12 protein-coding genes and 1 tRNA gene are annotated in these 13,497 nt (G+C 62.0%); 5 read left to right on the forward strand and 8 right to left on the reverse strand.

Annotation, left to right across the window (positions count from 1 at the left end):
• Positions 1-42 precede the first annotated feature (42 nt).
• From AAHB08_RS05665 to AAHB08_RS05685, 5 genes are all read right to left on the reverse strand, one after another.
• The gene (locus tag AAHB08_RS05665) at positions 43-1,575 is read right to left on the reverse strand and encodes a tripartite tricarboxylate transporter permease (RefSeq protein ID WP_202045867.1); all 1,533 of its coding nucleotides are present in this window, start codon (positions 1,573-1,575) and stop codon (positions 43-45) included.
• Between the two features lie 9 nt (positions 1,576-1,584).
• Positions 1,585-2,046, reverse strand: coding sequence for a tripartite tricarboxylate transporter TctB family protein (locus AAHB08_RS05670; RefSeq protein WP_139434284.1), 462 nt, complete (start codon positions 2,044-2,046; stop codon positions 1,585-1,587).
• A 42-nt stretch (positions 2,047-2,088) separates the two neighbouring features.
• Entirely contained in the window at positions 2,089-3,054 is a 966-nt protein-coding gene (locus tag AAHB08_RS05675; RefSeq protein ID WP_342058369.1) for a tripartite tricarboxylate transporter substrate binding protein, read from the reverse strand.
• Between the two features lie 203 nt (positions 3,055-3,257).
• Positions 3,258-4,781, reverse strand: a complete 1,524-nt coding sequence (locus AAHB08_RS05680) for a transglycosylase SLT domain-containing protein (protein WP_139434286.1) — start codon at positions 4,779-4,781, stop codon at positions 3,258-3,260.
• 209 nt (positions 4,782-4,990) lie between these two features.
• Entirely contained in the window at positions 4,991-6,676 is a 1,686-nt protein-coding gene (locus tag AAHB08_RS05685) for an aspartate:alanine antiporter (RefSeq protein WP_139434287.1), read from the reverse strand.
• A 439-nt stretch (positions 6,677-7,115) separates the two neighbouring features.
• Here AAHB08_RS05685 and AAHB08_RS05690 point away from each other — a divergent pair, with 439 nt between their 5' ends.
• Positions 7,116-7,394 (forward strand): hypothetical protein, encoded by a 279-nt coding sequence (locus AAHB08_RS05690; RefSeq protein WP_342058370.1) that lies wholly within the window; start codon positions 7,116-7,118, stop codon positions 7,392-7,394.
• A gap of 54 nt (positions 7,395-7,448) precedes the next feature.
• Here AAHB08_RS05690 and AAHB08_RS05695 read toward each other — a convergent pair.
• Positions 7,449-7,524 (reverse strand) — tRNA-Asn (locus AAHB08_RS05695).
• A 132-nt stretch (positions 7,525-7,656) separates the two neighbouring features.
• Between AAHB08_RS05695 and uvrB the strand changes: the two genes are divergently transcribed.
• The 4 genes from uvrB to AAHB08_RS05715 all read left to right on the forward strand — a co-directional run bounded on the left by uvrB (position 7,657) and on the right by AAHB08_RS05715 (position 11,069).
• A complete protein-coding gene (gene uvrB / locus AAHB08_RS05700) occupies positions 7,657-9,669 on the forward strand; it encodes an excinuclease ABC subunit UvrB (protein ID WP_139434289.1) in 2,013 nt (670 codons plus the stop codon).
• A complete protein-coding gene (locus AAHB08_RS05705) occupies positions 9,666-9,923 on the forward strand; it encodes a YkvA family protein (protein WP_025327135.1) in 258 nt (85 codons plus the stop codon). The genes uvrB and AAHB08_RS05705 overlap by 4 nt, the downstream gene beginning before the upstream one ends.
• An 80-nt stretch (positions 9,924-10,003) precedes the next feature.
• On the forward strand, positions 10,004-10,654 hold the full coding sequence (locus AAHB08_RS05710; RefSeq protein WP_319916157.1) for a DedA family protein: 651 nt from the start codon (positions 10,004-10,006) through the stop codon (positions 10,652-10,654).
• A 193-nt stretch (positions 10,655-10,847) separates the two neighbouring features.
• Positions 10,848-11,069, forward strand: coding sequence for a hypothetical protein (locus AAHB08_RS05715; protein ID WP_342058371.1), 222 nt, complete (start codon positions 10,848-10,850; stop codon positions 11,067-11,069).
• Between the two features lie 78 nt (positions 11,070-11,147).
• Here AAHB08_RS05715 and dsbB read toward each other — a convergent pair whose 3' ends face one another.
• Entirely contained in the window at positions 11,148-11,669 is a 522-nt protein-coding gene (gene dsbB, locus AAHB08_RS05720) for a disulfide bond formation protein DsbB (protein WP_342058372.1), read from the reverse strand.
• An 86-nt stretch (positions 11,670-11,755) separates the two neighbouring features.
• The gene (nhaB, locus tag AAHB08_RS05725) at positions 11,756-13,330 is read right to left on the reverse strand and encodes a Na(+)/H(+) antiporter NhaB (protein ID WP_342058373.1); all 1,575 of its coding nucleotides are present in this window, start codon (positions 13,328-13,330) and stop codon (positions 11,756-11,758) included.
• Positions 13,331-13,497: the final 167 nt, after the last annotated feature.

Raw genomic sequence — 13,497 nt, forward strand, 5'->3', positions numbered from 1 at the left:
AAAAAAGAGCGCCTGTTGGCGCTCTTTTTGTGATGACTCGGATCAGGTCGGGTCGGATTGCAGGGTCGCCACCGGCGTGCGACGGGCCTGCCACCACTGCCAGAGCGGCAGCAACAGCATCACCAGGGTGACCAGGGTGAAGCCCAGGGTGATGGGGCGCTCCCACAGGAAGCTCAGGGAGCCGTCGTTGATCACCAGGGCCCGGCGCAGGTTGTCCTCCAGCATGCCCCCCAGGATGAAGCCGAGCAGCATGGGGGCCATGGGGAAGTCCAGCAGGCGCAGGCCGATGGCCACCAGGGCCACCAGCACCATCACATAGATGTCCATGGTGTTGAAGGAGACCAGATAGACCCCGATGAGCGAGAACAGCAGCACCATGGGGATGAGCACGGGGCGCGGCACCTGCAGTACCTTGGCCAGGTAGGGAATGAGCGGCAGGTTGAGGATCAAGAGCACCACGTTGCCCAGATACATGGAGATGATCACCGACCAGAACACGTCCGGGTGCTCCATGAAGAGGCGCGGGCCAGGCTGGATACCGTAGGCGATGAGGGCCCCCAGCATCAGGGCCGTGGTGCCGGAGCCCGGGATCCCCAGAGTCAGCAGCGGCACGAAGGCCCCGCTGGAGGCGGCGTTGTTGGCCGCTTCCGGCGCGGCTATGCCGGTCAGGCTGCCCTTGCCAAACTCGTCCCGCTTGCCTTTGCGGGCGAAGTTGCGCTCGGCGCCATAGGCCATGAAGGAGGCGATGGTGGCGCCGGCCCCCGGCAGCACGCCGATGAGGAACCCCAGCACAGAGGAGCGGGCTATGGGGGGGGCTATCTCCTTGACCTCGTCCTTGCTGAGTTTGAGGGAGCCTAGCTGCTGCAGCTTGCTCGCCTCCTCCTTGCTGGTGTCCTTGCCCGGGCGCAGCACCGTCATCAGGATCTCCGCCAGGGCGAAGGTGGCCATGGCCAGCAGCAGGAAGGAGAAGCCATCCCGCAGGTCCGGCAGGCCGAAGGTGAATCTGTCCACCCCGACGCTGCGGTCGATGCCGACGGTGGAGATCATGATGCCAAACAGCGCCATGATCAGCGCCTTGAGCACCTGGCCCTTGCCGGCAAAGGCCGCCACTGCGGAGAGCCCGAGCACCATGAGGGCGAAGTAGTCCGCCGACTGGAAGGCGAGGGAGACCTTGGCGAGCAGGGGGGCCGCCACCATCAGGAAGATGGCCGACAGGGTGCCGCCGACGAAGGAGGCGTAGGCGGCGATGGCCAGCGCCTTGCCTGCGAACCCCTTGCAGGCCAGCGGATAGCCGTCGATGGCGGTGATCATGCTGGCGGAGCAGCCGGGGGTGTTGATCAGGATGGAGGCGGTGGAGCCGCCAAACATGGAGCCGTAATAGACCCCGGCCATCAGTATGATGCCGGAGGCCGGGTCCAGCCCGTAGGTGATGGGGATCATCAGGGCGATGGCGGTGACGGGCCCGAGGCCCGGCAGCATGCCGATGAAGGTGCCGACGAAGCAGCCGACCACCACCATGAAGAGGTTGATGGGCATCATGGCGGTGCCGAGCCCTTGCAGGATTCCGTCTAACATGGGTTCTCCTTATCCCAGCAACTGGGTGAACAGCCGACCCGGCTCGAGATAGACATTGAGCCCCTTGGTCAGCAGGGCCCAGAAAATGAGGGTGAAGGGGATGCTCACCTTGCAGGCGAAGGCGAGGCTCTGCTCGCCCATCAGCAGGATGCCGCCGATGAGGAACAGGATGGTGGCGATGAGGAAGCCGAGCCAGCCGAGGGCCAGGCCATAGACCAGCATCAGCCCCAGCAGGGCGAACACCAGCCGCCAGTTGCCGGACTCCTTGCCCAGTCGCTCCCCTCCCGGGGAACAGATCAGGATCAGGGAGAGCAGGACCCCGACACCCGCCAGGGCATAGGGCAGGGTGCTGGCGGTAAAGGGTTCATATTCGTCCCCCGGGTAACCGGGGATCTGGGTGGCGTGATAGCCATAGGCGAGGGAGAGCAGCAAAAACAGCAGCCCCCCGAACCTTTCCTTGGTCAGTCGCATGATGACTCCGATGGGCGGGCCTGGCCCGCCACGGGCTGAGGGTTACTTGATGAAGCCGAGCTCGCGCATCAGGCCGCCAATTTGCTGCTCCTGGCTGTTGAGGAAGGCAGTGAACTCGGGACCGGCCTGATACTGGTTGATCCAGCTGTTGCGCGCGCGCACCACTTCCCACTCCGGCTTGTCGTACATCTGCTTGAGCAGGGCGGCGAACTCGGCGGACTGCTCGGGGCTGACGTCGGGGGAGGCGAAGTAGCCGCGCCAGTTGGCAAAGACGGTGGGGTTGCCCTGTTCGCTGAAGGTGGGCACCTGGCTCGCATCCGGCATCCGCTCGGGGGCGGTGACGCCGAGGATCCGCATCTGGCCGGACTTGACTGCCTCCATCGCCTCGCCAAAGCCGGTGGAGAGCACCTGGGTTTCCCCCGCCAGTACCGCCGCCATGGCGCTGCCACCGGCGTCATAGGCCACGTAGCGCAGCTTGCCGGCATCGGCCCCCGCATTCTTGAAGGTCATGGCGGCCACCAGGTGATCCAGGCTGCCGCGGGCTGAGCCGCCGGCGATCTTCACCTTGGCGGGATTGGCTTCATAGGCGGCCAGCAACTGGGCCCAGTTCTGATAGGGGGAGTCCAGGGGGACCGCCAGCGCCTGATAGTCGGCGATGATGGAGGCAACCGGGGTGAGATCCCGGAAGGATTGCGGCAGCTCCTTGGAGAGGGACTTGACGATGATGGGGGTGGAGTTGACCAGCAGCGTCTTGTCGGACTGGGCCGAGGTCTCGATCAGGTGGGCGATGGCCTTGGCGCCGCCGCCGGCCGAGATGTTCTGGTAGGAGGCGGTGGTGATGAGGCCGGACTTGGTCAAGGCCTCGCCGGTGCCACGGGCCGTGTTGTCCCAGCCGCCGCCGGCGCCGCCCGGGATCAGGAAGTGGACTTCGTCTATCTTGGCCTGGACGCCGAGGCTGGCCCCCAGCAGGCAGCAGAGCAGGGTGCGCTTGAAGGTTCCTTGCAACATGGTGTTCTCCTTGTGATTGTTGCGAGGAGGTTAATTAATCATGTCTGATTGGAAAACAATCTGACCGTAATGGCTATTAAGGCTGTTCTGCCCATTCTGTTCATTCTGGTCATGGGGGGAAGGCTCTTTCTGCCTAAGAAGAGGCGGGGCTCGCCTCTGCTGAAGAGGGAGCCCCGCCTGCAACTGGCATTGGTCCTGGCTGCCTATGATTTCTCTGCCGCCGAGACTTTCTCGCCCATCTTCTCCTGCTGCTTGAGAGTCTCTGTGGCCTGCTCCTTGAGCTGCAACTGCTCCATCACCAGCTTGTAGGCGATGTAGTACTTGTAGATGTTGCCCACATAGGTGACCGTCTCCGGGCCTATCTTCTCCGCCGCCACATACTCGACGTTGTGGAACCAGACATTGGGATCCAGCCCCCGCTTCTTGGCCTCGGCCCGCAGCCGCGCCACCCGGGCGGGACCGGCGTTGTAGGAGGCAAACGAGAACAGAGCCTTATCGAGGGCCGTCATGGGCTCGTCGGCGTAGTAGTGATCTATCATCCAGCGCATGTATTTGACGCCGCCGTGGATGTTGGGCTCGAGCTGGCGTATGTCCCCCACCTTGAGCCCTTTCCCGGTGGCGGGCATGATCTGCATGATGCCGATGGCGCCGACATGACTGCGCGCCTTGTGGTTGAGGGCCGACTCCTGATAGCCCTGGGCCGCGATCAGCAGCCAGTCCACGTCGTATTTGTTGCCGTATTCACGAAACAGCTCCACCACCTGCAGGAACTTCTTGCGCTCGGCCTCGGCGGCCGCACTCTTGATGAACTTGTTCTGCTTGAGGTAGCGGGCCAGGATGGCCTCGCCGGTGGCCTTGCCCCGCAGCGCCTTGATCTGCTCGTTGAGCATGGCGAGCAGCTGGGTGCTCTCCTTGCGTACCGCCCAGGCGATGATGCCGCCGTCGCGGAACACGGGCTCTTCGTGGATCCGGATAGCCGGGAAGATCTTCTGCCAGAAGCGGGCCTTGTGCTCATCCATGACGATGAAGGGGAGCAGGCCCGCATTGACCATCTCCACCAGATCTTCATCCTCCAGCACCTCGGAGGCGGGCTGGATGTCGATGAGGGGTTCCCCCGCCTCCTTGCGTGCCTGGTTGTAGGCCATCAGGCTCTCGAAGTAGCTGGAGGAGGGCCTGACATAGATGCTCTTGCCCCCGAGATCGGCGGCGCTCTCCACCTTGGGGGAGTCCGGCCCCGAGATGAGCAGCTCGCGCACGTTCTCGATGAGGGGGGCGCTGAACTCTACCCCCTGCTGCCTGCGCTTGTCCGTGATGGTGAGGTTGGCGGCGGCGATGTCCCCCTTGCCGTCGATGAGGGCCTTCAGCAGGTTTTCCCGGGCGACCGGAATGAAGACGAAGTTCAGCTTGAGGTGGCGCTTGATGGCCTTGTCCTTGCGCAGCTGCTCGTTGAGCCGTTTTTCAACCTGCATGAAGGCGTCGTAGGTGACCCCCCGTTGCACCCCCTTGTGGATGAAGTAGCCGGTCTTGTTGTAGGTGGTCAGCACCCTGATGGTGCGCCGTTCCATCATGGCGTCGAGGTCCCCCAACATGGGTTTGGCGAGATCCTCGCTGGCGAAGCTGAGGGCGCTGCGCGCCTCTTCTTCGACTGCCGCCTTGTCCGCTTCGGCGCTCCAGGCCAGTGGCAGGGAACCCAGCACCCAAACAAGGAAAATCCATAAGCGTTTCATGACGATCACCTCACTCGTTTTACTGAGTGTAAGTGCCGCGCAGGGGGGGCTTTAGCTCTTTGAGTTTCATCGCCGCCAGCCAATAGCACGATTCCAGCTATCTGGCCTGCTGCCCCTCTCTGGTCGTTGAAAGCCCTCAGCCCCGACAACAAAAGAGGGAGCCCATGGGCTCCCTCTTTGCGGATAGTGTCGGGTCAAGGGGATCTGGGCTAGAACCAGAAACCGATGATGAAGGAGCCCGCCAGGGTCAGCATCACGTTGGCCACCGCATAGGTGCCGGCGTAGCCGAGCGCCGGGATCGAGCTGTTGGCGGCCTCGTTGACCACGTCCATGGCCGGGGCGCAGGTACGGGCCCCCGTGATGGCCCCGAGCAGCAGGGCCGGGTTCATCTTCAGCACCCAGACCCCGAACAGATAGCCCACCAGCACCGGCAAGGTGGTCACCAGCATGCCGGAGAAGAGCACCACCACCCCCACCTCGCTGAGGTGATCCAGGATGCCGCCCCCCGCTTTCAGACCCGTGCTCACCATGAAGACGGCGAGGCCGAGATCCTTGGCAAGGCGCAAGGCACCGGGCGGCACATAACCGACCGTCGGGTGGTTGGCCCTCAGGTAACCCATCAGAATGCCCGCCAGCAGCAGGCCGACGGCGTTGCCGAGGCCGAACTCTATCTGGCCGAACACCAGGGAGACGGAGCCAATGAGCAGGCCGAGCACGAAGAAGGTGGTGAAGGCCACCAGATCCGTGGTCTGGCTGTGGATGCTGATGAAGCCGATCTTGTTGGCCAGCAGCTTGACCCGCTGCTTCTCGCCGCTGATCTGCAGCACGTCGCCTTTTTGCAGCATGATGTTGCGATCGAACGGCATCTCGATCTGGGAGCGCACCACCCGGTTGAGGAAGCAGCCCTTCTCGGTCAGGTTGAGCTCCACCAGATGGCGGCCCACCACGGCGTCGTTCTTCACCACTATCTCTTCGGTGACGATCTGCAGGTCGAGCAGGTTGCGGTCAAACACCTCCTTGCCGTTGCGGTAGTTGACGTCCAGCTTCTCGTGGCTCTCGGGATAGCCCACCAGGGCGATCTCGTCCCCCTCCTGGATCACCGCGTCTCCATCCGGGCTTGCCAGTATGCCATTGCGGCGGATCCGCTCCACATAGCAGCCGGTGTGGGGGTAGATGCCGGTTTCGCGCAGGGTGCGGCCACCTATCCAGGCGGCGAGCTCAGGGCCGACTCTGTAGGCGCGGATGATGGGCAGGTAGGTCTTGCGGCTCTCGCTGTCGGAGAGCCCCCGCTCGCGGGCGATCTTCTGGGCCTCGGTATTGAGGTCGAGTCGTGCCAGGGAGGGGAGGTAGCGCACCACCAGCATCAGCCCCACCAGACCCACCAGGTAGGTCAGGGCGTAGCCGATGCCCATGTTGTCGAGCACGGGCTGCATGTCGGTACCGTGGGGCAGGTTGAGCAGGCCGCTGCGCAGGGCATCCTGGGCCCCCACCAGCGCCGGGGTCGAGGTGAGCGACCCCGCCAGTATCCCCGCCGCCATGCCGGGCCCCAGATTGAAGAACTTGGCCAGTCCCACCGTGAGCAGCAAGGCGGTCAGCAGGATCACCAGGGTCAGGGTGATGTAGTGGATGCCGTCGCGCAGGAAGACGCTGAAGAAGTGCGGGCCCGCCTCGATCCCCACACAGAAGATGAACAGCATGAAGCCGACGTTCTCGGTGGAGGTGGAGAACTGGAACCCCATCTGGCCAAACAGCAGGGCGGTGAACAGCACCCCTATGGTGTTGCCAATCTGGAAGTTGCCGATGCGCACCTTGCCCAGCAGCAGGCCGAAGGCCAGCACCACGAACAGCAGCAGGGAGTCGCTTTGATGTAGCAGTGTCACGAAATCTATGGTCATGCCCGGAAAAACCGAGGAAAAAAGTGGGGCCGATATTGTGCCGGATCCCTCATCAAGAAAGAAGCGCGAAAGCGGATTAACGGCCAGTTAAGTGCTGGTCTCCCCGGGGAGGGGAGGGATGCGCGGGCAACTTGGGGAAAATACCTCTATTTTCCGCTGCCGTTCTCGCTGTCAATGAGTGATTTCTGCTGTCGACCAGGGAAGGGGTGACAGCCCTGTGGACAATTTATTACCTGCTGCGCAGGGGGCGATTGAGCATGGTTTTCAGCATTTTTGACTGGTGGGGAGCGAGGGATGCAAAGGAACCCTTTTTACCGTTCGGTGGAGGCTGACCCATGGCACGGGGCATGGCGAAAAAAAAGTGGCCGGAAGAGGAGGGGTCACCCCCGTCCGACCCATTTAGGGGGGAGGGCAAAAACAGGAGAAAATGGGGGGCGAGATGTTTCGCCTCGCCAAAGCGGAGACAATCGCTGCCAACCTAGGCCTGCATTGGGTTTGGCACACTTACCCACAGAAACTGTGGATAACCCTGTTCATGAAACTTGGCGATCAGCCTGCAAGCCGCGCCAATACTGGGGTGCAAGGACTGTTCAAAAAATACCGGCAAAAAAATGTTTCTATAAAAATCAAATGGTTATACGCAGCAGAACAAAACGCTGCTGGCCAGGAACCGGGGATCAAATGGGGAGTGTGCCGCGAGGGACGGCTTGTGCATTAAAATTGGCAGAGGAAAGCACTAAAGTGGATAACTTGCACCGAGATGGTGAGGAATTGGCTCCCCCGACTGGACTTGAACCAGTGACATACGGATTAACAGTCCGCCGTTCTACCGACTGAACTACGGGGGAACATCAGGCAAGGAGGAGCATCATACAGAGGTCGCATTTCGGGGTCAATAGCCGTCAGGGGGTGAGAGCGGATACCCAGGCCCGTCAACTCGGGGTACACTGCTCTCTTGCCGTTTTTTGTCGGGAGTCGTCATGAATAAGCCTTTCAAGCTGGCCAGCCAGTTTAAACCCGCGGGGGATCAGCCTGCGGCCATCGCCCGCCTGCTCGATGGCATCGAGTCCGGCCTCGCCCACCAGACCCTGCTCGGGGTGACCGGGTCGGGCAAGACCTTCACCATGGCCAACGTCATCGCCACCCTGAACCGCCCGACCATGATACTGGCTCCCAACAAGACCCTGGCCGCCCAGCTCTATGGGGAGATGAAGGAGTTCTTCCCCGAGAACTCGGTGGAGTACTTCGTCTCCTATTACGACTACTACCAGCCGGAAGCCTATGTGCCGACCACGGACACCTTTATAGAGAAGGATGCCTCCATCAACGATCACATCGAGCAGATGCGGCTGTCGGCCACCAAGGCGCTGCTGGAGCGGCGAGACGTGGTGATCGTCGCCTCGGTATCGGCCATCTATGGTCTGGGGGACCCCCAGGCCTACCTCAGCATGATGCTGCACCTGAAGGTGGGGGATGTGATCAACCAGCGGGACATACTGCGCCGCCTCGCCGAGCTGCAATACACCCGCAACGACATGGCCTTCCAGCGCGGCACCTTCCGGGTGCGGGGGGAGGTGATCGACATCTACCCTGCCGAATCGGACAAGCTGGCCTTGCGGGTGGAGCTGTTTGACGAGGAGGTGGAGCGCCTCTCCCAGTTCGATCCCCTGACCGGTGCCATCGAACAGACTGTGGTGCGCTACACCATCTACCCCAAGACCCACTATGCCACGCCGCGCGAGACCATCCTCGGGGCCATCGATCACATCAAGGAAGAGCTCAAGGGACGCCGCGAGCAGTTGCTCTCCCTCAACAAGCTGGTGGAGGAGCAGCGCATCAGCCAGCGCACCCAGTTCGACATCGAGATGATGCAGGAGCTGGGGTACTGCTCCGGTATCGAGAACTACAGCCGCTATCTGTCGGGGCGGGCCCCCGGCGAGCCGCCGCCCACCCTGTTTGACTACCTGCCGGGGGATGGCCTGCTCATCATCGACGAGTCCCACGTGACTGTGCCGCAGATAGGCGCCATGTTCAAAGGGGACAGATCCCGCAAGGAGACCCTGGTGGAGTACGGCTTCCGGCTCCCCTCGGCGCTCGACAACAGGCCGCTGAAGTTTGACGAGTTCGAGGCCCTGATGCCCCAGACGGTGTTCGTCTCGGCGACCCCCGGCCCCTACGAGCTGGAGAAGTCCGGCGGCGACGTGGTGCAGCAGGTGGTGCGTCCCACCGGCCTGCTCGATCCTGTCATCGAGGTGCGCCCCGTCACCACCCAGGTGGACGATCTGCTCTCCGAGATCCGGCTGCGGGTGGCGGTGGAGGAGCGGGTGCTGGTCACCACCCTCACCAAGCGGATGGCGGAAGACTTGACCGAATACCTGGCGGATCACGACGTGCGGGTGCGTTACCTGCATTCGGACATAGACACAGTGGAGCGGGTGGAGATCATCCGCGATCTGCGCCTGGGCAAATTCGACGTGCTGGTGGGCATCAACCTGCTGCGGGAAGGGCTCGACATGCCGGAGGTCTCCCTGGTGGCCATTCTGGATGCGGACAAGGAGGGCTTCCTGCGCTCCACCCGCTCCCTCATCCAGACCATTGGCCGCGCGGCGCGCAACCTCAACGGCAAGGTCATCCTCTACGGCGACACCATCACCAACTCCATGAAGGTGGCCATCGAGGAGACCGAGCGGCGCCGTGCCCTGCAGCACGCCCATAACCTGGAGCACGGCATCACGCCCAAGGGCCTCAACAAGTCGGTGGGGGACGTGATGGACATGGGGGGCAGCCGCACCGCCGGCAAACCCGGCAGAGGCAGTCGCAAGGCGGCCGAGCCGCAAGGGGAGTACCATGCCCGCTCCGCCAGCGAGATCGCCAAGGAGATCAAGCGGATGGAGGAGCAGATGTTCCAGCATGCCCGGGATCTGGAGTTCGAACAGGCCGCCGCCATGCGGGATCAGATCCAGCGGCTGCGCGGCGAGTTGATCGAATCATGAGCGGCAAGCGTTGGCTGATCTGGCGGCGCCTGCGTCGCCTCTACGCCGGTTTTCGCCACCCGGACACCCCCTGGTGGGCCAAGGGGCTGGTGATCCTCATCCTCGTCTATGGCATCAGTCCGGTGGATCTCATCCCGGATCTGGTGCCCTTCGTTGGCTGGCTCGACGACGTCAGCCTGCTGCTGTTGCTGCTCTGGGGGTGGGAGTCCTGCCTGCCCGCAACGGTCAGGAAGGGGCTGGATACCCTGGAATGAGGGGAGAGACGATGCCGCAGATTGTCGGGCGCAAGGCATTGGCGTAGACTCCACGCCGTTCACTTCATGGGTATGAGAAAATGGATCTGATCCTGTTTGCAATCGACTTTATTCTGCACGTTGACGTGCACCTGAAAGAGCTGTTCGAGCACTATGGCATCTGGGTTTACGCCATCCTGTTCCTCATCATCTTCTGTGAGACCGGCCTGGTGGTGACCCCCTTCCTGCCCGGCGACTCCCTGCTGTTTGCCGCAGGCGCCCTCACCGTGGGCAGCGTGCTGGACGTGCACACCCTGGCGGGGGTGCTGATCATCGCCGCCGTGCTCGGCAACGTGGTGAACTACACCATAGGCCACTTCTTCGGGGATCAGCTGTTTCGCAATCCCGATTCGAAGATCTTCCGGCGCGACTATCTGGTCAAGACCCACGCCTTCTATGCCAAGCATGGCGGCAAGACCATCATCATCACCCGCTTCCTGCCCATAGTGCGCACCTTTGCCCCCTTCGTGGCGGGCATGGGAGCCATGACCTACCCGCGCTTCCTGGCGTTCAACCTGATTGGCGGCTTGCTGTGGGTGTTGTCGTTCGTCTATGCGGGCCACTTCTTCGGCAACCTGCCGGTGGTGCGTCACAACTTCACCCTGCTCATCTTCGGCATCATCGGCATCTCGCTGCTGCCCATGGTCGTCGGCATGGTGAAGGCCAGGATGCACACCGCCAAGGCGAGTTGAGTGCGTGCCTGTGCAACCGTGCACAGAGACTGCGGAAAATGAAAAGGGAGCCGATGGCTCCCTTTTGTATGGGTTGTATATGGCGGCGTCAGCATCAGTTGCAGCAGCGGCCCTTGACCAGGTTGCCGACGGCGACCTCCACGAACACCAGCAGGTAGGCGGCGAAGCTGGCCATCAGCCAGATGACAGGGGCATGGAGAAACAGGAGCGGCTTGGGGGGCTGACACCGCTGATGGAAAAGGGAGCCGATGGCTCCCTTTTGTATGGGTTGTATATGGCGGCGTCAGCGTCAGTTGCAGCAGCGACCCTTGACCAGGTTGCCGATGGCGACCACCGCAAACACCAGCAGGTAGGCGGCGAAGATGGCCATCAGCCAGATGACAGGGGCATGGAGAAACGGGAGCGGCTTGGGTGACTGACACCGCTGATGGAAAAGGGAGCCGATGGCTCCCTTTTTGTATGCGTTGATGCGTTTTATATGGCCGCGTCAGCGTCAGTTGCAGCAGCGGCCCTTGACCAGGTTGCCGATGGCGACCACCGCAAACACCAGCAGGTAGGCGGCGAAGATGGCGATCAACCACTGCGGCATGGAGAAACTCAGGAACTGCCAGCTGATCTCGCTGCAATCGCCGTCCGGGAAGAAGAGCCAGGGCACCCACTGATCGAGGGGAGCCCAGCTTGGGAAGTCGACGAAGCCTTCGCACACATTGAAGGGGGAGGGGTTCACCTGGTAATCCACATGCTTGAGTGCCAGCTTCAGGCCCCAGAAGGCGCTGTAGCCCCACAGCAGCATGGCACTCCAGCGGAGATACCACTTCTCTGGCGCCACCATGCCGAGCAGGCCGGCAGCGAGCACCCCGAGGATGGCGATCCGCTCATAGATGCACATCACGCAAGGGTGCAGACCCAGCACATGCTGGAAGAAGAGGGCGCACAGCTCGAAGCAGAGAGCAGACGCAGCCAGCAGGCCCCAGGCCAGACGATGGCTGGCAATACGGCGAAGAAACTCGATCATCTGATTGATCTCACAGAGAAAAATAATGGCTGAATTAGAGCAGAGCCCCATTTAAAAAGAAAGGGGCCTCATGGCCCCTCGCGTCATCAGTGTGCCGCGGGTGCCAGGGTTGGCACGGCGCCCCCCTGCGTCAGCCAGCCGGCCTGGTAGAACCATTCGGTGGCAGGGGCGAGCAGTTGTTCCACCGCAAAGAACCCCACCAGCCCCAGCACCAGGGTGTAGGGCAGAGCCATCCACACCATGCGGCCATAGGAGAGGCGCAGCAGCGGCGCCAGCGCCGAGGTGAGCATGAACAGGAAGGCCGCCTGGCCATTGGGGGTGGCCACAGACGGCAGGTTGGTCCCCGTGTTGATGGCCACCGCCAGCAGATCGAAATGCTCGCGGCTGATGGCGCCATTGAGCAGGGCAGTCTTTACCTCGTTGATGTAGACGGTGCCGACGAAGACGTTGTCGCTCACCATGGAGAGCAAGCCGTTGGCCAGATAGAAGAGGGCGAGCTGATCCTCGGGTTTGGCAGCCAGTACCCACTGGATCACCGGTTTGAACAGCTGTTGATCGATGATCACCGCCACCACGCTGAAGAAGACGGTGAGCAGGGCGGTGAAGGGCAGCGCCTCATGGAAGGCCTTGCCGAGGGCATGTTCCTCGGTAACGCCGGTGAAGGACGTTGCGAGCACTATGACGGTCAGGCCGATCAGGCCCACCGCCGCCAGATGCAGGGCCAGACCTGTGATGAGCCAGAGGGCGATCGCCGCCTGGACCAGCAGCTTGGCCTTGTCTTGCGGGCTGCGCCCGGCATCTTCGTCGCGTTCATAGGCTTCCATGATATGGCGCACAGGCTCTGGCAACTTGGTGCCATAACCGAACCAGCGGAATTTCTCCACCAGGACGCAGGTGAGCAGACCGCAGAGGAAGACGGGGATGGTGACCGGGGCCATGCGAATGGCAAATTCACCGAAATGCCAGCCCGCCTGCTCACCAATGATGAGGTTCTGTGGCTCGCCGACCAGGGTGCACACGCCCCCCAGGGCAGTGCCGATGGCGGCATGCATCATCAGGCTGCGCAAAAAGGCGCGGAACTCGTTTAGGTGCTGGCGAGACAACTCGTCGATGTCCTCGTCATCCTGATGTTGACCCTCAAACTCGTCGCGGGAGGCCACCTTGTGATAGATGGCGTAGAAACCGGTGGCGACGCTGATGACCACGGCGATCACCGTCAGGGCGTCGAGGAAGGCGGACAAGAAGGCCGACACCAGGCAGAAGGCGAGGGAGAGCAGGGTCTTGGAATGGATGCGGACCAGCATCTTGGTGAAGACGTAGAGCAGCAACTGCTTCATGAAATAGATGCCGGCCACCATGAAGACCAGCAACAGCAGCACTTCGATGTTGGCCACCAGTTCATGCTTGATCTGGTTCGCCGAGGTCATGCCGATGAGCACGGCTTCGATGGCCAGCAGGCCGCCCGGTTGCAGCGGGTAGCACTTGAGCGCCATGGCCAGGGTGAAGATGAACTCGACAACCAGCAACCAGCCAGCCAGGAAGGGATCAATGTGGAAGACGATCGGATTGATCAGCAGGAATAGAACGATGGCAATTTTGTACCACCGAGGGGCATTACCCAAAAAATTCTTTGCAAAAGCGCGCCCTAGGCTGATTGGCATAATGATGGTTCTCTGTTCTGTTGTTGGTATCTGCGTCTATGCAGTCGAGCCCGACTCGACCCGAACATCCGGATATTCACCTTTATCAAATTGATTGCACATGATTTTAATCAAGGGAGCGCTAACTATAAATAACGCCGCCGTACTTGCCCAGCGGCGAGGCGTCG

This window comes from Aeromonas sp. OTU364 (assembly GCF_038440395.1).
Taxonomy (GTDB): domain Bacteria; phylum Pseudomonadota; class Gammaproteobacteria; order Enterobacterales; family Aeromonadaceae; genus Aeromonas.